Genomic DNA, 18,857 nt, shown 5'->3' on the forward strand with positions numbered 1-18,857 from the left:
TGGGGCCCTCCTCCTCGCGCTTGCCAAGGTTGAGTTGGCACACTTATTACCTATTAATTCTAGATAGTAATCTATTTTTTACGTATTCGACTTCATCAATTTTCACGATAAGTAATATCAACGCGTATCCTATTAAGGCGAGGGCGCCGGATAGGATGAAGGATGCGTATAGGTTAGTGACGAAGTGACGAATTATCGTAATTACGATTATCGCATATACGATACCTGGTATCTGTTTTAGGAGCACCGGTAGGTGACCTCTTAAGCTATAGTTTGGAATGTGTTTTTTCAACATTCTTGAATTAATCAAGAAATTTATTGTCAAGCTGATGGAGCTGGCAATTGAGATACCCATAATTCCTATGAACCGGGACAGCAGTATACTAAAGAAAATGTTGAAGCCTACTGCAAAAAATCCTGTAATCATAGGACCTTTGGTATCCTTAAATGAATACAATCCTCTTAGGATTATATCCCTTACGCCCATACTTGTAAAACCAGCTGCGTATCCTATCAATGCTGCACTTGTCATGGCAACAGATGACTCATCAAAATTTCCTCTTTTGAAAATAATAGTTACAATGTCGCTGGCGCACATGCAGGCCACAATTGTAATAGGAATCAGCATGCATATCATGATGTTGATGGCCTGTCTCATTGTATCGGTAAGTTTTTCGTAATCTTCCTCAGCAGTGTAGGTTGAGAAATTTACGTATAGGATATCTACAACATTGTTTACCAAAATAATCGTAACAAAATCTTCCAAGGTGACAGCATACGAGAGGGCTGACACATTTCCATCTCCAAGCCCTGAGGAAAGTGCGTTATCCACAATCTTGTTTATCTGAGACACTGAGTTACCCACAAAAAGTGGTAATGCTGTGAGTAAAACTGTGCGAACCTCTGGTACATCCTTGAAGGCTACGAAGGTGAATTTAAAATATTTGCGACCTCGTATAAGAAGCAGTGCACCGAATATGATGTAGCTGATGTACTGAGCCACAACCAGCGATGCAACCGCAAGTACCTGATACAAAAGCACACAGCTAAGGATGGTCACTACGCTTGTAATAAAGGACTCGGTACGGCTGACTACGAAATCTTTGTTGGCATCCATTAAAGTAGTCCACACTAGGGTGACTACTGCAAAAAGAAAGAATGGATAGCAAATCCGTAAATACGATTGCAGTAAAAGTGATTCACTTGGGCTGTAGCTAGGTGCCAGCATGTGGGCTATCTGCGGAGTAAACATATAGGCAAACAGCAGCACCACTAGAACCACCGGAAGCAGTAGCTCCAGACAGGCACTCAAAAGCTTTGAAGCTTCATCCCGCCCCTTTTGCACCAGGCAATGGGTATAGATGCTCACCATGGAAATGGTGATAGCCCTGATAAATGCAGATGACAATGTGCCCACGAAATTGAAGGCCATGTAGTAAACATCTGTGGCACCGGTGGTACCAAAGAAATATGCCACTACCATCTGCTTTACAAATCCAAGTACCTTGAAGCAAAGAGTTAAAACTGTAAGTACCATGGCGGTACTTACAATACTTTTAGAATTTTTACTCATATTTTAAACCTCTTCGAAATAGGTCTCTGGTTTCTGAGGGTTAAATAATTCATTGGCAAACATCAAGGTAACCATATCGTCTGTATCAGATAGGTTGATGATATTATGTGTGTAACCTGGAAGCATATAAACAGCTTGAAGCTTGTCTCCGCTGACCATGTATTCATGGATAGGATAAGGCTGTCCATTTTCATCGAGGCCTACCCTGCGTTGCTGAATCACTCCATGACCTGACACTACCATGAAAATCTCCCATTTGGTGTGGTGCCAGTGCTGCCCTTTAGTGATACCAGGCTTGCTGATATTTACTGAAAACTGTCCGTGGTCAAAGGTCTTTAAAACTTCTGTGAATGAGCCTCGGTTATCAACCTTCATTTCTAAATCATATATGGCCTTTTCCTTTGGAAGATAGCTAAGATAAGTGCTGTATAGTTTTTTAGCAAAGCTTCCATCAGTGATAGCTGGCATCATAAGTGTCTTTGGCTGAGCCACGAAGCTGTCTAGAAGTTCAACTATTTCACCTAAAGTGGCATGATGCGAAACTGGCACATAGCAGTATTTGCCTGCTGTATCAGGTGACACCTGTCCATCTTCATCGAAATCGCAGCGATGCTCATTTCCCTGAAGGGCGCATACCATTTCATCTACCAAATCATCTATATATACAAGCTCAAGCTCTGTGCTTGGATCGTTTACTGTGATTTCAAGGTCGTTTGCCTTGTTGTTGCAGAAGGTGGCAACTGCTGAATTGTAATTTGGGCGGCACCATTTTCCGAAAAGATTTGGGAATCGGTATACCAAAACCTTAGCTCCTGTCTCCTGCTCATAATTGAAGAAAAGCTCCTCCCCTGCAAGCTTGCTCTGTCCATATTCGCTGCCTGCATAGCGGCCTAGAAGTGTAGCTTGTATAGATGATGAAAGCATCACAGGACAAGTGTTGCCATGTTTTTTTAGTGTATCAAGCAATGTGCTGGCAAATCCAAAATTACCTGCCATGAATTCACTGTTGTCCTTTGGGCGGTTGACGCCTGCAAGATTGAATACGAAATCGCAATCACTGCAGTAACGGTCAAGCTCCTCTAAAGTTGAATCCTTGTCATATTCATATATTGTGATTTCTTCATCGGAAAAACAATGGTATTTGTCTCTGCCATCAGACATGCATTTAAGTGTTTCTACTAAATTTTTTCCTACAAATCCGGCTGCGCCGGTTACTAGTATTTTCAAAGTTTTTTCTCCTGACTAATTTTTTTACATAATCTTTTGTATTATAGCACATGTTTTATTTTATGGCATAAAAAAAGGCTTCCCTTTCGGGAAGCCTGGGCACCTCATCAGTCAGCTGGCGCTGACAGCTTGTCTCGCCTCCCGGCTCGGTCGTTGCTAAACAGGCTCCACTGGAGCCTAGCAACCCTCTATGGGAAGCCTGCCCTCATCCGTCAGCTAAAGCTGACACCTTCCCCCTCAGGGGGAAGGCTTTAGGCGAATATTGGTTTTAGGGCATCAGCGAGCTTGTCTTTCATAGCCTGTGCTTCATCAAGGTCCTTACCCTTTGTAGTGAAGTAAGTCTTGATCTTTGGCTCTGTACCTGAAGGACGAACAACTACTGTGCTGCCATTCTCAAGGCCATAGATAAGTACGTTTGCTGATGGAAGACCTGTCTCTTCTGTGTTCTTGTAATCTGTAACCTTTGTTACAGCGATTCCTGCGAAATCAGCTGGTGGGTTCTCACGAAGTGAGCTCATGATACCAGCCATTGTGTCCATACCTGAAAGACCAGGGAACTCGAATGAGTCAACCTTGTTCAAGTAGCGGCCGTACTCTGCATAAATCTCCTCAAGACGCTGCTTGATAGAGCTTCCGATGCTGCGATAGTAAGCAGCCATCTCGCAGATAAGCATTGATCCGATAACAGCATCCTTATCACGAACATAAGGACCTGCAAGGTATCCGTAAGACTCTTCGAAACCGAAGATAAATCTGTCTACCTCGCCATCTGCCTCAAGACCTGCAATCTGGTCACCAATCCACTTGAATCCAGTAAGAACTGAACGAAGCTCTACTCCGTAGTGCTCTGCAACTGCATCTGCAAGTGGTGTAGAAACAATAGACTTGACTGCTACAGGGTTCTTTGGCATTGTGCCCTTTTCGATACGACCTGCGCAGATATAATCAAGAAGAAGTACACCAACTTCATTACCAGAAACGAGCTCATAGCTGCCATCTGGACACTTCATAGCAATACCAACACGGTCAGCATCTGGGTCAGTAGCAAGCATAAGATCTGCTCCCTCTTCCTTTGCAAGCTCAAGACCAAGCTTAAGAGCGTCAAAGATTTCTGGGTTTGGATAGCTGCATGTAGTGAAGTATCCGTTTGGATATTCCTGCTCTGGAACGATTGTGATATCTGTGATACCGATATCGTTGAGTACGCGAGTAACTGGAACTAAGCCTGAGCCGTTAAGTGGGCTGTAAACAAGCTTAAGTCCTGCTGTCTTGCAAAGACCTGGACGAACCTGACGCTCTTCGATTGCTGCATAGAAAGCATCCTTGCAATCGTCGCCAACGAATTTGATAAGTCCCTTTTCAACACCCTCTGCAAATGACATAACCTTTGCTCCTGTGAGGACGTCTGTCTTTTGAATCTCCGCATATACGATAGCTGCTGCATCATCTGTCATCTGGCATCCGTCTGGACCGTAAGCCTTGTAACCGTTGTACTTAGCTGGGTTGTGAGATGCTGTAACCATGATACCAGCGTTGCATTTATAGTAACGTGTAGCAAATGAAAGAGCAGGTACTGGCATAAGTGCATCGTAAATACGAACATTGATACCGTTTGCTGCAAGTACACCTGCTGCTGTCTTTGCGAATACATCGCTCTTAAGACGTGAGTCGTAGCTGATAGCTACTGTCTGATTGCCGCCCTGAGTCTTTACCCAGTTTGCAAGGCCCTGTGTAGCCTGACGAACCACGTAAATATTCATTCTGTTTGTACCAGCGCCAAGGACACCACGAAGTCCAGCTGTACCGAATGCAAGTGCTACAGCGAATCTGTCCTTGATTTCTTCTTCATTTCCGTTGATTTTGTTAAGCTCTGGCTTAAGATCGCAGTCCTCAAGATCTGCTTCAAGCCAACGCTTGTAATCATCCATATACATATCTTCTCATCTCCTCGTTTATTTTGCTAAAAAGCCTTTTTCATTTTAAGTTTTTAATGACTAACTGTCAACGATATAGGAAACTTTGTTATATAAATAATCCTGAGTGTCTATTTGGGTGATTGATGTCACCAAAAAGACCTCAGGATTATTAGTTTCATATGATTTAATTTAATCTTGATAAAACAGATAGTATTACAGAGATGGACTGCTCTGCGGCCTTACCAGCAAAGGTGTTATAGTCCATAGCGCTTCCGTCACCATCAGAAATAGAACGGATGATAGTAAATGGAATCTGATTGATGTAGCATACGTGAGCGATTGCTGCACCTTCCATATCTGCTGCAATAGCATCAAATTTTACATGGATGTTGTTGCGCTGTTTATCTGTATCTACAAACAAGTCTCCAGATGCAATGATGCCTTCCTGATGATAGATTTCTTTTTCATCGAGAACTTCACATACCAATTTATTAAGCTCTTTGTCTGCCTCGAAATTGATAACATTGATTCCGGAAATAAGACCTGCAGGATCACCGATGGCTGTAGTGTTCATATCATGCTGAACTGCTGAATTGGCAACAGCTACGTCAAGAACCTTAAGGTCTTTTACAAGTGAGCCTGCAACACCAATATTGATTACTTTTTCCACACCGAAGTGAAGAATCATAATCTCTGTGCACACGGCTGCGAACACTTTGCCCACACCGCTGACTGCGGCTACGATTTCTACGCCGTGGACATCACCTTTTATAAACTGGATACCACTGAGAGTTTCAATTTCTGCATTTTGGATAGATGGCTTGAGGTTTTCAATTTCCATCTGCATTGCGCCTATGATACCTATTCTCATTTATTTTCCTCCTTTTTATGAATCGAAGAACTGGCTGCCGTCGCCGGTGACGAGGCGTTCGGTTTTTGGGTACTCGAAGATGAGCTGGTTGTCGCGGTTTGCTTCGAGGTATTCTACGAATTCTTTCGCATACCATTTTGCCATGCCCAGGTTGTGCATGAGGTAGTGACCGCAGTTTTCTGGTGTAGTGCCAGGTACTGTGTCGTTTGACTCTACTGATTTGTATGCATTTAAGATTAAATCGTAGATTTCCTCTGGCTTACGTCCACCCTTTAAAATGAGGTAGCAACCTGTGAGGCAGCCCATTGGTCCCCAGTAGATAACTTCATCCTTCCAGTCTGGGTCATTACGTAAATACGTAGCTATGATATGCTCTAAAGTATGCATTGCAGCAACATCAAGTACTGGCTCTCTGTTTGGACGCTTCATTCTGATGTCATATGTGGTAACCAGGCTATCGCCTACCTGATCTTGTCTACTTAAAAATATTCCTGGAACAATTTTTGTATGATCCACGGAAAAGCTTGGGATTAATTCCATTTGTTATCTCCTTTAAACTATATGTATTGGCTTGTTTTAGGTTACTGCCCTCATCCGTCAGCTAGCGCTGACACCTTCCCCCTCGCCGGGGTGGCAGATAATGCTAAAGCATTATCTCGTCCCCAGCGGGGGAAGGCTAATATACAATTGATTTTGCTAGTTTTTCTGCTGCTTCATCACCTTGGAATGTGCGGATGATTTCAAGGGCGAATGGGATGGCTGTGCCCATGCCGCGGCTGGTGATGATGTGACCATCGTGGCAAACAGCATCTGTTGATGTGTTGGCACCCTTAAGGTCTCCTTCCATTCCTGGATAGCAGGTGGCCTTTTTGCCCTCTAAGAGACCGGCTTTACCAAATACTGTAGGTGCTGCGCAGATGGCTGCCAGCCCCTTTTTTGATGTGTTGAATCCGTGAACCTGATCCATAAGAAGCTCACAGTTTCCAAGGTTCAGTGTACCTGGCATTCCGCCTGGGAGTACCAGCATATCTGCGTCATCAAAGTTTACAGTTTCGATAAGCTTGTCACAAACTGTAGTAATGCCGTGGCTTCCTGTCACCTTCTTTTCGCCGGTGATGGAAACTGTGTAAATGTCAATTCCTGCTCTGCGCAATAAATCTACCACTGTGAGAGCTTCGATTTCCTCATGGCCTTCTGCCATAAATATAAGTACCTTGCTCATAAATTACCTCCCGTTCAGTCAACATATATCTGAATTGTAACATAATACTGCATTAATTTTGTGTTTTTTGAGATGTAAGTCTAATAATACTGATTGCGCCGCTTACAGCAAGGCCGAAATACCAGTAATATGGGTTGGTAAAGGCTTCCTCTTCTATGAAATAATATACATTAAATAGTGTAAATGCAGATAATAGCAATGTTTTTGTGAAAATGTCCACATTTTTATTAATAGAAAGCTGGATTGCGTCCTTGATGGTCAGAATCCAAAAAATCAGTAATGGTACAAACACCATTATTCCAGACTCGCGACCATAGTCCAACATCATGTTACTGCTGGAATTCCGCTCAAATATCGTAAATGCGAAGTTGCCCCAGTGCTGGGTGAACATGAGATGGATGCCTTCTTTAAGTGCTTCCCAACGAAGGTCATGGATGTAGACCCATATGGCGATGACCGAAATTACAGCAAATGCGCCAAATACTACTAGATGTTTGCATTTGTCTAAAGCTTTGTTTTTAGCTGCCAATTTGTAAAACACCAATATTATCAAGGAAATGGCAAATGCCGTCACTGGAATAAATGAGAACAGAAATGTATTAATCGTGCTGTACTGACCATCCTTGAATGCCAGGAAATACAGCCCCGCATCTGAAAAAGCAGGATTCTGTCTGGTAAGGCGAAAATTTAAAAATCCATAATAGGTCATACCCACTGCGGTGGCTACAAATGCAAGTACCGCTCTCTCTGCCGAGGTGAATACACCGGTGGTCTTTTCTACTAATGGATTTGATACTTCAACTTGAGCCGGACCGTTTGGCGTGATTTTTGTAGCTGTTAAGTTCTTTTGGTTTGAGCGAACAGCCACTATGAATTTACCAAACAGATACATAAGCACCGGCATGGCAAGTGTGGTAGGCACTCTCCAGGCCTTGCCTGTATGCTGATCCAGCATGGCTTTTATGATAAATGCTGCAAATAAAAACAGCAGATTAATATCGAATGGAAGCTTTCTTAAATAAATGCTTCTGGCCAGGATGAAAGCCCCCGCCAGAAGCATTATTCTTACATTTGTGATGAGTCCGTAGTACAGTCCAAAATGGGCAAGTACTACGCAGCACATCAAAAACAGTATATTTTTGTAATTTAATTTGGTCTTTATTGTTGATATCATTAGCTATTTCCTAAACTGCTTTTCATTTTCTATGGCGCCGGTGCCGCCTTCCACAACACTTTCGTCGCCTGTAAAAACTCCAATGGAGCCAAAGAAGCATTTCAAATCCATGGCGATGCCCAGATTTTTGACATATTCCCCATCTAATCTTGCCTTATCAGGAATCTCAAGCTCGTCCCTGCCATTTATCTGTGCCCATCCAGTAAGGCCTGGCTTAATGCTGTTGGCACCATATTTATCACGTTCGGCGGTGAGCACATCCTGATTCCACAGGCCTGGACGAGGGCCAACCACGCTCATATTTCCAATAAAAATATCCCAAATCTGTGGCAACTCGTCAAGGGAATGTGCCCTGATGAATTTGCCGGCTTTGGTAATATATTGCTCTGGATTATCAAGCATGTGGGTAGGTCTGTCATGTGGTGTGCACATTTTCATTGACCTGAATTTGTGCAACTTGAAGTATCTTTTGTTTTGGCCTAAGCGCTTTTGGGTGAAAAGAATGGGACCTGGATCATCAATTAAAATCCATATGCTTAGGAATAAAAATACCGGGCTTAGGATAATCATTCCCGCAAGGCTCATGATAATGTCAAAAAAGCGTTTGATTACTAGCCCATAAAATGACGCCCTTCGAGATTCGTGTCCTACTGTCTTCAAATGCCCTTTTACTCCATCCGCATTTACGATATCATTTTCATCCTCCACAAATACAACTGTTTGGCCCTCCAAAGGGTTTTGGTTTGATTTGTCATTTGCGTATATGCTAAAGGGCTTGTTTATTAACCCAAGAATACAAAGTATTAACGCTATGATGCCGATTATTTCAAGGATTAAAAGTAAAGTATTCAAAAAATGTCTCCTAATTTAATTAATTATTGTAGCACTGACAGTGCATGACTTTTGTTTTGGCTGGCACCTGAGCTCTGGCGGCCACCACTGCATTGCAGCCCACTTGCGAGTATTCACCTACAGTGCTGTCATGATTTATCACAGCCCCTGCATTGATGATGGTGGATTTTTCTATGGTGGTATCTCTATGTATCACTACGTTTTGCTCAATGATGCAGCCTGGGGCGATATGTGCAGCCTTGCTCACTGTAGCCTTAGGATGTATTAGGGTGGCAAGATTCATCACACTATCAAGGCGTTCAGTTACTTCCTTTCGAATATCAGGATTTCCGATTGCCACCACATAATCCGTATATACGTTTTTATATTTTTCCACTGAATCAATGGTATCTAGCGCATCTTCCGCGTTATCGTCCAAAGCTGCGATTTTGCTGTATCCGCATTCTTTAGCCAGTTCCTCTACCAGATGGCCATACTGACCATACCCAATGATTAGCAGTGATTTCTGCTCTAATGTAGCTGGCAATGGACGTTTTTTGGCTGTTAGTTCATCTACTTCTATTTTCATGATGCTAACAATACTGGACATACGCTCATCAAATGTAAAATCGTCGCGTCCTGTCTGAGTCTGCATCAATACGCGTAATGCATGAGCTCGCTGCGCAACGTCATCTATGAGATGAACCTGGCCTCTGCCCATGATACATTCGTAGGTCATACCATATTGACATGCCATTTTACCAGGGAATGGTGCCACGTTGCATTCCATGGTAAAACAGCAAGTCGGATTCTTTTTGATTACATCTATCTTGTAGCCCTTGGTGGCTCCGTGAAGCCATAGAATCAATTTACCATTAGAATCATATTCAAAGCCATAATTTAAAGGCACCACGTATGGCATGCCATCGTCCACAAGCCCCAGATGGAGGTACTTGCAGGTGGATAGGATTCTGTTTATTTCTTTTTGATCTGTTACTTCTAGTTCTCGGCGTGTCATGTGGTTAAATTCCTTTTAATTTATAGTTTTTATCTTTGGATTTTTTCAAAATCGGCCTTTGGATGCTTGCAAATAGGGCAGATAAAATCGTCTGGCAGTTCTTCACCAACCCATTCGTATCCGCATATGCGGCAGCGCCAGATGGTCTCACCTTTTGGAGTGGTGCCGACAGCTTCTGGCTTTGGCTTGATATTGTCCTGATAGTAGCTGTAGGTGCAGGATGGTGTGCTATCCAACACTTCCATTGCTTTTGGCTCACAGATGAACAATGTGTGTGAACCTAAATCCACTGTATCTTTTACTTTAAGTGAAAAGTAGGCATTGGTGCCGGCTGTGATGTATGGAACACCATTTTCAGCAGTTTTGTAGTTGGCCTCTGGGTAGTCAGCAAATTTGTCTACATCCCTGCCCGACTGGAACCCAAAATGCTTGAACAAATCAAAGCTGGCCGCTTCGCTGATGACTGATACATTGCAAACGCCAGTGGCTTTTACCATGTCGTGAGTGTAGTTAGCCTTGTTGATAGCTACTGTGATGGTGTTTGGCTCTGAGGCCGCCTGAATAGCAGTGTTAATAATGCAGCCGTTGATTTTATCCCCCTGAACAGCTGTGCAAACAAACAATCCGTAAGACAATTTATACATTGCTTTTGTGTTCATTTCCCCCATTACTAGTCCTCCTTCTCGTTTTGAGTTGTACTATGCTTAAAATAGAACTCATGTGTAGACTAATTATACTATATATTAAGTTGGAATGTACCTTTGTTTTTCCGGGTATACCCTTAATCCCTTGTGTTGTCGGTTTTTATCATCAGTTCGGAGGCGATTCTTTTGTCTTCTATCCTGATAAGGTTATCCCATACATCTGAGTCACCAAGTAAATTCATACCACCATGCCACACAAGCTTATCGTCAATTATGGCGAAGCATTCTTCCACTGATTCTTTTACAATGACGTCTATCGCCACGGCTTTAAGCTCTTCAATCAATTGAATTACTGCAGATTGATTATCATATTTGTATACGTCCGGTGAGTTTGTAAGAACAGTAACATAAACACCTTTTTCCTGCTGATTCTTTATGATTTGAATAAATCTTTCGACTTTTTTAGCACGTAGTTTAGGACTTGAAATCACAATTGTTTTTATTGCATTTATAAGGTCTTGTTCAAATTGGTATTTGTAATCAGTCGAATCAAAAATATAATTTATCTCATCTTCGCCTATATCCATAGAGTCTTTGTGAGTAATCATTTGGGCAAAAGCCTCATCTAGCATTGAAAAGCCAATTTTCTTATAAGTTTTTAGTCTTTTCCCAAACATCCTGTTAAAATATCGTATATGCGAATCAACATAGTCATATACATAGACTGCCGCTTTGCCTTCATAATCTCGATTTAGGCGACCGACATATTGCTCTAGTCTGCCTTCAAATGATATTGGAGCCGCAAGCATTAGTGTATCTAATCTAGGAAAATCAAAACCTTCACCTATTTTTGAACCTGTTGCTATCAACAACATGGATTCCTTCTGTGGGACGGACTTCATATTTTCTCTTATTTCTCTATTTTCTTTATCAGTATTATCACCGTAATAAAGAAACACATGCTGTGCGTATTCTGCCAAATTGTCATGCAAGAGTTTTGCATGCTCCTTAGTTCTAGTTAATACAACAGGTGTCTGATGATTCTTAAGACATTTTTTCACATCATCAATTATCTGCTCATTTCTCAAATCATCATTTGCAATAATATCATACGCTTTATTAATATCAGTTTGGCTGCCGTTTTTATCAATAGCTCGGGTATATCTTGGGAGAAAATAATGCCCTATTCCTTGGTCTAAAGCACGCTCCGCAGCCGTGTACCGATGACGCATCGGTCCAAGATACAAAAAAATCAGTTTATCTAGCTCATCTCCCCTAATGGGAGTTGCAGAAACACCATACAAATATCTTGCATTTACTTTGTTTAAAACTGCTTGCCACATTGAAGATGCTGTGTGATGGCATTCGTCAACTATGACCATTCCGTAATTGTTGATGCTTTCAAGTATTTTCCCTTTTGAATATACTGAACCTATCATTGCCACATCTATAATGCCTGTTAATGTATTTTTACTACCATGCAACACTCCTATGGCACTATCTCTCTTTTTAGTTCGACCAGACTTAGTTTTATACTCAGGTGGTTCCTCATCAATAATAAGGAAACGCTGTAACTCAGATACCCACTGTTCTAACAAATCCTTACTTTGGAGCAAGATTAAGGTATTAACCTTTCTTTTGCCGATAAGATAGGCACTAACAACTGTCTTGCCAAATGCTGTCGAGGCTGCTAGTACTCCATCTTCATTTGCCAACAATTTTTCTGCGGCCAATTCCTGTTGCGTATGTAAATCGCCATTAAATGAGACTTTTATCGGTTTTCCATTGTTTCTCTCGTTCAATACTTCTGTTACAATACCTGCCTTTTTCGATTGTTCTATTATTTCTGACAACAATCCTCTAGGCACCTTTATATACCCTTCATAGTTATCCGCCGTATATATAATTTTTGAATTTTTATAGTTTGACACCCCTATCCTCTGATTTTTATAATAAACAGGATTATCAAAGGTCGCCATACTCCTAATCTGATTCATTAAATGTGGCGTGATATTCAGAGTGTCAATATATACACCATCAGCTAGTACTAAATGTAATATTCCATTGACATCACGCTTATCAAATTTGTTCTTTCGTCTCCAAGGCACCATCTTATATTCCGAATCTAAATTCTTAGATAGAGCCATAGTTCCCGTTAATTCTGATTGCCACTTTATAATATATTTGTCTATTATAGGTTCATCCAGCTTCTGAGTTCTTTCCAGCAAAACTTTCCACTGGTCAGGGTATGCATTCCAGTTTTCATCAACAAATGCACTGTTTCCATTTTTTAGCGCCTGTCCTTGAAGAGGAAGTGCTATCAGATTTCCTAAGCCATCTGAACAGTCCTGAGTAGGAAACATTCGATCATAATATGAAAAAGATTTAAGATTCACTGACATAGAACCTTTATCCATTAGCAAAAATCCAAATCTTCTCGCTTTAGCAGCCGGTATTGGTGATTTGAAAAATATCCAGACATGAGCACCTTTACCTGAACGTGAGCGTTCTACCAGATGTGGTATACCATTCTGACTGCAAATAAGCCTTAAAGCATCTACTTCATCCTGCCATTCACATATAGAGAATTTAGTATCAGATGTTTCTTCATCGTGATTATCAAAATCAAACACAAGAAACCTGCAAGTACCATCAGCAAGTAACGGATAAACACCTATCGCATCTGTACAATCTTCTTTATACCCGATCAAATGCTTTTTTATTATATCAACTGATAGAGAAGCATATTTCTGATTTGGGCAGGTTGCACACTCATGTGTTTCACCTCTTTGCCAGGGACATTTACTTGCAGTCCATCTATTCTCGCAGATAGGATAGTACTGACCCTTAGTCGAGCGCTTAGCATAAACATCAGGTCTTCCCCAAAACATTCTATAAAATCCTTTTGTCATTTCGTCAGTTATAAACCTAGTTTGGATGCGTCCCCCTTGGTCATAATCATATTTTTCATTATTAGAAGTTCCCAAATCAAAAAAATCCGCAGTATCATAGGGAATACCTGCGGATCTCAGTTTGGATTTTAGTTCTTTATTTTCTGCTAGTAATTGGCGAATTATGGTTCTGAGTGAATCAAGATTGTGTTGAAGTAGATTCATTTATAAGTTCCCCTATGGTAATTATATTTTAAAAGTTTCTATGGTATAAAACTGCTATATTATCTCTATCTCTGTTTCTCAACAAAATTAGAAAACCTAGGCAACAATAGTCCTATATAGCCATACTTACTAGTGTCTATTAACCCTTTTTTATCCAATCTATCACGATAAGTCGAAAACAGGCTGGAAGACATATCTATCTTTTCCCGTAAATCTTTAATCTTTATTTCTTCCGCGCCATCTAATCCAAACAATACATTTCGATCTGTATCAGATAATTCTGACCATATTTTTTGATAGACATACTCTTCCAAATACTGTTCATATTCCGGAATTACATCCTTTAATGATTTATCTGGATTTCTCCATTTAACATACCCTAATACCTGATAGGCAAAGGCATAGCCTTTAGTTTCATCAGCCATTTCTTTTGCATCTTGATTATCTATTTTGAATATCGATTTATAGCTATCTATGATAGCACCTTTATTCAACGGCAACATGTGAATTTTGGGTGCACGATAAAGAAATGTTAATGATTTCTCGTTTTGTAGCTGATATATATTTTCATATAATCCGGTCATAAGAATAAAAATATCCAGTTCTTTTCTTATGTATATCTGAAAAGAATGGGCCAATACACGCATGGATTTATTATTTGTAACCTCATCTAATAATACTAATACTTTTTTCCCTTCTTTTTTCAAAAGTCCAAGCATAGTTTCGATGGCAGTGTCAATGCTGGTAAACTGATGACCACCTTCTACACTTATTCCAATGCCAAAGAAAGACAAATCCAACTTTGCCTGTGCAAACAGCATGTGTGACTCCGGCAAATTGTATAATTTAGCCGCCAACTGTTCGAGCAAGTCTAGTTCTGGATTTAACTCGATGATTATCCACTTTTTGTCTTCTGATAATTGTTTGGCAATGCTAGTCATTAACACAGTCTTACCAGCACCTCTGACTCCTGTAATCATATACATCATACAATTTGCAGGGTCAGCCGTGAAATTTTCAATCACCTCATTTGTTTGCTCAAGCCTGGAAATATATGTCAATGGCTGCTTTCCAAAGGAAAGTGTAAATGGGTTTGTCATTCTTTCTCCTTCTATAACTTTTATATTTTTCTATAACTTTCTATAACTTTTTCTCTATTCTATAACTTTCTATAACTTTTAGCAAGAATGCAAACACTCATATATTAAAGTAAGCGCCTTGTGTGGCGCTTACTTTAATGATTTTTTGATTGTAAAATCCCCCCATTTTTATTTCTATGTTTGAAAATAAATATGTGCTATGGTGAAGCATGAAGTAAGTATATCACATTATACAAGAAATGGAGCGGCATGTAGTAATGGTGTTTGGATTATGATTTTTCTACAGCTTATTCTCTATCGTTATTTTGTAATTAATTCATCTTTATCCCTTGTTCATGCTCAAACGTGAAAAAACCTTTCCAAAACGCTTTTAACATTCTTATCGCTCAAATAAAATTTATTCAACGTTTTTTTATTATACTGAGATGGTTTACCATTTGTCTTATCAATTAAAATATCCGTGAAATAATTTTCCCAACTAAAATACTTTTCTGATTCAATGTAATTATATGGTTTCTCAAGTATAGTTCTGATTTCACTATCTTTCAGAACATCGGAATCTAAAAGCATCCATTCAAAGCTCTCGGGTAGGAAAAGTCTACATTCATTTTCAGATGTTAATTTGTAAACATTCGCCATCTCTGGTCCAAAAGCAGCACCATCTGCAATGATTAGCTCTTTGCTATTTGAATTGTCCTTAGCAACTTTTAAGACATTTGATTTTCCATCAGAAGATATACATGCAATGTCATGGTCTTTACCAACCTTAGAAAAAAAATCAAAGCCAGAATTAGAATCCTCTGTTATTATTACTTCATAGTCTTTAAGCCTTTTTGGGGAAATATCAACTGCTGAATACATACGTTCAAAATGATTATATGTTGTTTTTAGTGAACCATATTTTCCAGACGACTTCACTTCAAAAATGGCATCCACGCTATAAGGTATTTCATATAGATTATTTCTTGTTGCTATGACATAGTAATTATCTGTTTTCTTAATAAAAGACGCAAATTCTTTAGTTCTAACATATGATTCTCCTTCATCAATAAAAACGATTGAATCATGAATCGCACTCAAAAAAATCTTCCAATTATTACCTAAACCTGTCAGAGCCACGCAGTTCTTTTTACACACTAGTTCAACTCCGCTGGCTGTTCCTTGGCTTTGATAATCAATTATCATCGCTACCAATGTCGTTTTACCAGTGCCACTATCACCACGTAAAATATTTATATTTCTCTCTATTTCAAATTCAAATCGAACTGCAGTGTTTTGAACCCGAATTTTATACTTCCCCTTCATCCTCTATCCTCTGCAATATTTATCAGCAAGTTCTATATATTCTTCATAAGAATTAATCACTACATCTCCATTAACAATATATGCTTCAAAATCTTTTTTTGAAAAATCCATTGCATGATATAAGCCTATAAGAATATCTTTTTCTTTAATCATCTCCTCAATAAATGGGACACAATTATCTCCACAGGTAGATGCATTAAACACCATATGAGGATTATTGTACATAAGCATTAATGTCTTTACTCCACCAGATAGCTTAGTCGGAGGCATTATTCCAAAAACAGGACTTTCGATGGCATTTCCATTAATAACAATAGACTTGTCTACATCTCTTATTGCTTTCTTAATCTGTTCTTCTTCAAGCCATTCTGGTCTAAAAGTATTTCGAAAATATACTTCTGTATTATAAATAATCGATTCGTAGTAATCTCCAAATGCTATATTTAACCTGGGCAATAAAATATTGTTATTTTCACAATAGAGCTTAAAATAGTCAAGAAGTGACTTGAAAGATGGCATATGCTGATTCACTATAAGCCAGCATTTAAACTGATTTATACTTTTAAAATTTGTAAACTGCCCTTCTCCATTCAAATATTTCACTACTGCCCCAGTCGAGAAGGTATGCAGCATTTCAGATAGCATTTCACCATAAGTATCTTCCGCTTTTTTTACCTCATCTGCGCTTTCTCTATCACATAAGATTCTAGCAATTTCTAGAAACGTTTCTCTATTTATTATATGCTCCCCATCTTTTATGTCATAAACATTAAACATCTGCTTTTTCCTTTCCATGCATATGTTTCCCCGTTGATTTCAGTTGTGTAAAAACTCGTTTTAGTCTTGGCTAAATCTCGCCCAATTATTGGAGCAAATCCAATTAATATTAATAAAAATATAACTACCACTGCCCCGTGTACCAGAATAGATGTCAGTGAATCTTTAAGCTATGTGTGACGCATATATACTATAATTACATTTTTACCCTTTCTATCACGCATTCATGTCTTTTGGTATGCTCATCATAATTAATTCCAACAAGAAGAACATCTCCTGCATAGTCTAATAATTCAACTGGATAGTTTTTATTTTTAATCTGATCTAAAGCTGCCTCACCTGTTTTGTTCCATTTTAGTTCTATTACCATAGCCGGTAGAGGCGATGATTTTCTAGGGATATATACAACATCTGCCACGCCTTTGCCCGATGGCAGTTCCTCTACCTTCTGGTATGAATCTGTGCAGCTGATGAAAGCAAACTTTATAACATATCTCAAAGCCTGCTCATTATTGTAAAAAGTTGGTGCATATTCAGAACATCTAATCCTGTCAATTGCTGTTGAAACTGCCTCTCCGTCCAAAGCCAGTGCGTTACTGAAAAGTGCTTCTGAGCGAGCGACTAACTCAGTTAACCTTGATTTGCTCTCATTTTTTAGTAATGACTCGAACTCAGTTCTAACTTCCTTATTGGGAATATGCACTGTTTTTTCTCTGCTATCATATGATAAATATCCAAGATGGATCAGCAATGTCAAAACATCGTCCTTGCTGTTGAAGGTCTCAACGTCGTTATTGAAGTTATATACATCAACAGGGATTGTTTCTCCTGATATGAGTCGTGCTATATCCTCTTGCAGCCCTTTAAAATCCATATTTATATATGTAAAAAGTGTTTCCGCTGCAGTAGTCTTTCTCCAATAGGATTCCAATTTACCTCGCTCAATTGCCTGCATAACAGAATATGGGTTAAAAATAGGTCTATCGCCATCTAAAGAATATCCGTCATACCATGCCTTTAGCTCATTTGGACTAATGTCTTTCCCACTGTTTGCGCAAATATTATCGATATCATCCTCGGTAAATCCGGTAAATTCTGCGAAGCTGCCAGGATTAATGATAGTATACTCATCAAAATCTGAGACAGCTGATTCTGTTCCATCCTTTTTTATAGGGAGAATGCCAGTTATGTACGCTGCCGCGATAGCCCTAGATGTGAAATTACCGTTTTTAAACAGGCTTCTAAGTAAATTCAGATATGCATTCTGCACCTCATCGTTATCCTTAGCTTCTCGAATAATAGCATCCCACTCATCTATAATAAAAATAATCTTTTTCCCGGTTAATTCAACGAACTGCAATATTATATTTGTAAATGTTTCCGTTAAATCAAGATTATCAATGCTTGCCCCCAGCTCTTTAACCACAGCATTTTGAATGTCGCCAACCACTGTAGATATATCTGAATTCGTGCTATTTATCGTTGATATAAAGCTGGTAATATCCAAATATATTACATTATAATTATTCAGATGCGTCTCATAATCACGGTCATTTGCAATAGTGTAGGCAGCAAACAAATCATGTGAATCACAAGTACAGTCATAATAGGCACACAGCATCTGAGCTGCATAGCTTTTTCCAAACCTTCTAGGTCGACTGACACAAATAAGATTACGCTTGGTCTCCAGTTTGGAATTTATGATGCTTATCAGCCCTGTTTTATCTATATATAATGATTTAATTATTCTTTTAAACTCTTCATTACCTGGATTTAGGTAATATCCCATTTGGTTGGCCTCCTTGGGTGATATAAAAAAGTATCGAAGAATATATCTCCGATACTTTTATTATAGCATATAATCACTTTTTTTATTTCTTTTTAGGCTACCTTATTTGTGAATGTCAATGAATTTGTTTACCGTCAGCCAGATGATTAGGGATGGAACTTTGAAATTTTTGGCTCGTGATGCGCTGCCATCCACAAAATGGTTGGCACCAACAACAAGCATAATAAAACCTACTACCATTAAAAGAATTATCATAATCATCATGACTGTATGGTAGTAGGTTAATGTAAAGTC

At 39.4% G+C, this 18,857-nt stretch carries 16 protein-coding genes; 1 reads left to right on the forward strand and 15 read right to left on the reverse strand.

Annotated elements, in window-relative coordinates:
* Positions 1–46: 46 nt before the first annotated feature.
* From murJ to BLV53_RS11650, 15 genes are all read right to left on the reverse strand, one after another.
* Positions 47–1,573 (reverse strand): murein biosynthesis integral membrane protein MurJ, encoded by a 1,527-nt coding sequence (murJ, locus tag BLV53_RS11580; protein ID WP_090301016.1) that lies wholly within the window; start codon positions 1,571–1,573, stop codon positions 47–49.
* A gap of 3 nt (positions 1,574–1,576) precedes the next feature.
* On the reverse strand, positions 1,577–2,800 hold the full coding sequence (locus tag BLV53_RS11585; protein WP_090301018.1) for a polysaccharide biosynthesis C-terminal domain-containing protein: 1,224 nt from the start codon (positions 2,798–2,800) through the stop codon (positions 1,577–1,579).
* A 251-nt stretch (positions 2,801–3,051) separates the two neighbouring features.
* Entirely contained in the window at positions 3,052–4,734 is a 1,683-nt protein-coding gene (locus tag BLV53_RS11590; protein WP_090301021.1) for a phospho-sugar mutase, read from the reverse strand.
* 166 nt (positions 4,735–4,900) lie between these two features.
* Entirely contained in the window at positions 4,901–5,587 is a 687-nt protein-coding gene (locus BLV53_RS11595) for a 5'-methylthioadenosine/adenosylhomocysteine nucleosidase (protein WP_090301023.1), read from the reverse strand.
* Positions 5,588–5,602: 15 nt separating this feature from the next.
* Positions 5,603–6,127, reverse strand: coding sequence for an S-ribosylhomocysteine lyase (locus BLV53_RS11600; protein ID WP_090301026.1), 525 nt, complete (start codon positions 6,125–6,127; stop codon positions 5,603–5,605).
* A gap of 136 nt (positions 6,128–6,263) precedes the next feature.
* A complete protein-coding gene (locus BLV53_RS11605) occupies positions 6,264–6,809 on the reverse strand; it encodes a DJ-1 family glyoxalase III (RefSeq protein WP_090301029.1) in 546 nt (181 codons plus the stop codon).
* A 52-nt stretch (positions 6,810–6,861) separates the two neighbouring features.
* On the reverse strand, positions 6,862–7,983 hold the full coding sequence (locus BLV53_RS11610; protein ID WP_090301031.1) for a hypothetical protein: 1,122 nt from the start codon (positions 7,981–7,983) through the stop codon (positions 6,862–6,864).
* 3 nt (positions 7,984–7,986) lie between these two features.
* Complete coding sequence (locus BLV53_RS11615; protein WP_242879093.1) at positions 7,987–8,835, reverse strand: sugar transferase; 849 nt, start codon at positions 8,833–8,835, stop codon at positions 7,987–7,989.
* Positions 8,836–8,854: 19 nt separating this feature from the next.
* A complete protein-coding gene (locus BLV53_RS11620) occupies positions 8,855–9,832 on the reverse strand; it encodes a pyridoxamine 5'-phosphate oxidase family protein (protein ID WP_090301036.1) in 978 nt (325 codons plus the stop codon).
* A 29-nt stretch (positions 9,833–9,861) separates the two neighbouring features.
* Positions 9,862–10,491, reverse strand: a complete 630-nt coding sequence (locus tag BLV53_RS11625; protein WP_090301074.1) for a flavin reductase family protein — start codon at positions 10,489–10,491, stop codon at positions 9,862–9,864.
* Between the two features lie 122 nt (positions 10,492–10,613).
* The gene (locus BLV53_RS11630) at positions 10,614–13,592 is read right to left on the reverse strand and encodes a TOTE conflict system archaeo-eukaryotic primase domain-containing protein (RefSeq protein ID WP_090301037.1); all 2,979 of its coding nucleotides are present in this window, start codon (positions 13,590–13,592) and stop codon (positions 10,614–10,616) included.
* 65 nt (positions 13,593–13,657) lie between these two features.
* On the reverse strand, positions 13,658–14,692 hold the full coding sequence (locus BLV53_RS11635) for an ATP-binding protein (protein WP_090301039.1): 1,035 nt from the start codon (positions 14,690–14,692) through the stop codon (positions 13,658–13,660).
* A 339-nt stretch (positions 14,693–15,031) separates the two neighbouring features.
* On the reverse strand, positions 15,032–15,997 hold the full coding sequence (locus tag BLV53_RS11640) for a translation initiation factor 2 (protein ID WP_090301041.1): 966 nt from the start codon (positions 15,995–15,997) through the stop codon (positions 15,032–15,034).
* Positions 15,998–16,000: 3 nt separating this feature from the next.
* Positions 16,001–16,792, reverse strand: a complete 792-nt coding sequence (locus tag BLV53_RS11645; RefSeq protein ID WP_242879094.1) for a DUF4869 domain-containing protein — start codon at positions 16,790–16,792, stop codon at positions 16,001–16,003.
* A 178-nt stretch (positions 16,793–16,970) separates the two neighbouring features.
* Complete coding sequence (locus BLV53_RS11650) at positions 16,971–18,563, reverse strand: AAA family ATPase (protein WP_090301043.1); 1,593 nt, start codon at positions 18,561–18,563, stop codon at positions 16,971–16,973.
* A gap of 118 nt (positions 18,564–18,681) precedes the next feature.
* Between BLV53_RS11650 and BLV53_RS17065 the strand changes: the two genes are divergently transcribed.
* The gene (locus BLV53_RS17065; protein ID WP_170830837.1) at positions 18,682–18,840 is read left to right on the forward strand and encodes a hypothetical protein; all 159 of its coding nucleotides are present in this window, start codon (positions 18,682–18,684) and stop codon (positions 18,838–18,840) included.
* Positions 18,841–18,857 lie beyond the last annotated feature (17 nt).

The sequence above is a fragment of the Pseudobutyrivibrio sp. ACV-2 genome (assembly GCF_900107545.1).
Lineage (GTDB): Bacteria > Bacillota > Clostridia > Lachnospirales > Lachnospiraceae > Pseudobutyrivibrio.

What these genes read in the sequence shown, in the direction of transcription:
- BLV53_RS11630 (WP_090301037.1), bottom strand. Translation starts at nt 13,592, where the DNA reads ATGAATCTACTTCAACACAATCTTGATTCACTCAGAACCATAATTCGC.
- BLV53_RS11635 (WP_090301039.1), bottom strand. Translation starts at nt 14,692, where the DNA reads ATGACAAACCCATTTACACTTTCCTTTGGAAAGCAGCCATTGACATAT.
- BLV53_RS11650 (WP_090301043.1), bottom strand. Translation starts at nt 18,563, where the DNA reads ATGGGATATTACCTAAATCCAGGTAATGAAGAGTTTAAAAGAATAATT.
- BLV53_RS17065 (WP_170830837.1), top strand. Translation starts at nt 18,682, where the DNA reads ATGAATTTGTTTACCGTCAGCCAGATGATTAGGGATGGAACTTTGAAA.
- BLV53_RS11600 (WP_090301026.1), bottom strand. Translation starts at nt 6,127, where the DNA reads ATGGAATTAATCCCAAGCTTTTCCGTGGATCATACAAAAATTGTTCCA.
- BLV53_RS11625 (WP_090301074.1), bottom strand. Translation starts at nt 10,491, where the DNA reads ATGAACACAAAAGCAATGTATAAATTGTCTTACGGATTGTTTGTTTGC.
- BLV53_RS11610 (WP_090301031.1), bottom strand. Translation starts at nt 7,983, where the DNA reads ATGATATCAACAATAAAGACCAAATTAAATTACAAAAATATACTGTTT.
- BLV53_RS11645 (WP_242879094.1), bottom strand. Translation starts at nt 16,792, where the DNA reads ATGGAAAGGAAAAAGCAGATGTTTAATGTTTATGACATAAAAGATGGG.
- murJ (WP_090301016.1), bottom strand. Translation starts at nt 1,573, where the DNA reads ATGAGTAAAAATTCTAAAAGTATTGTAAGTACCGCCATGGTACTTACA.
- BLV53_RS11620 (WP_090301036.1), bottom strand. Translation starts at nt 9,832, where the DNA reads ATGACACGCCGAGAACTAGAAGTAACAGATCAAAAAGAAATAAACAGA.
- BLV53_RS11595 (WP_090301023.1), bottom strand. Translation starts at nt 5,587, where the DNA reads ATGAGAATAGGTATCATAGGCGCAATGCAGATGGAAATTGAAAACCTC.
- BLV53_RS11590 (WP_090301021.1), bottom strand. Translation starts at nt 4,734, where the DNA reads ATGTATATGGATGATTACAAGCGTTGGCTTGAAGCAGATCTTGAGGAC.
- BLV53_RS11605 (WP_090301029.1), bottom strand. Translation starts at nt 6,809, where the DNA reads ATGAGCAAGGTACTTATATTTATGGCAGAAGGCCATGAGGAAATCGAA.
- BLV53_RS11640 (WP_090301041.1), bottom strand. Translation starts at nt 15,997, where the DNA reads ATGAAGGGGAAGTATAAAATTCGGGTTCAAAACACTGCAGTTCGATTT.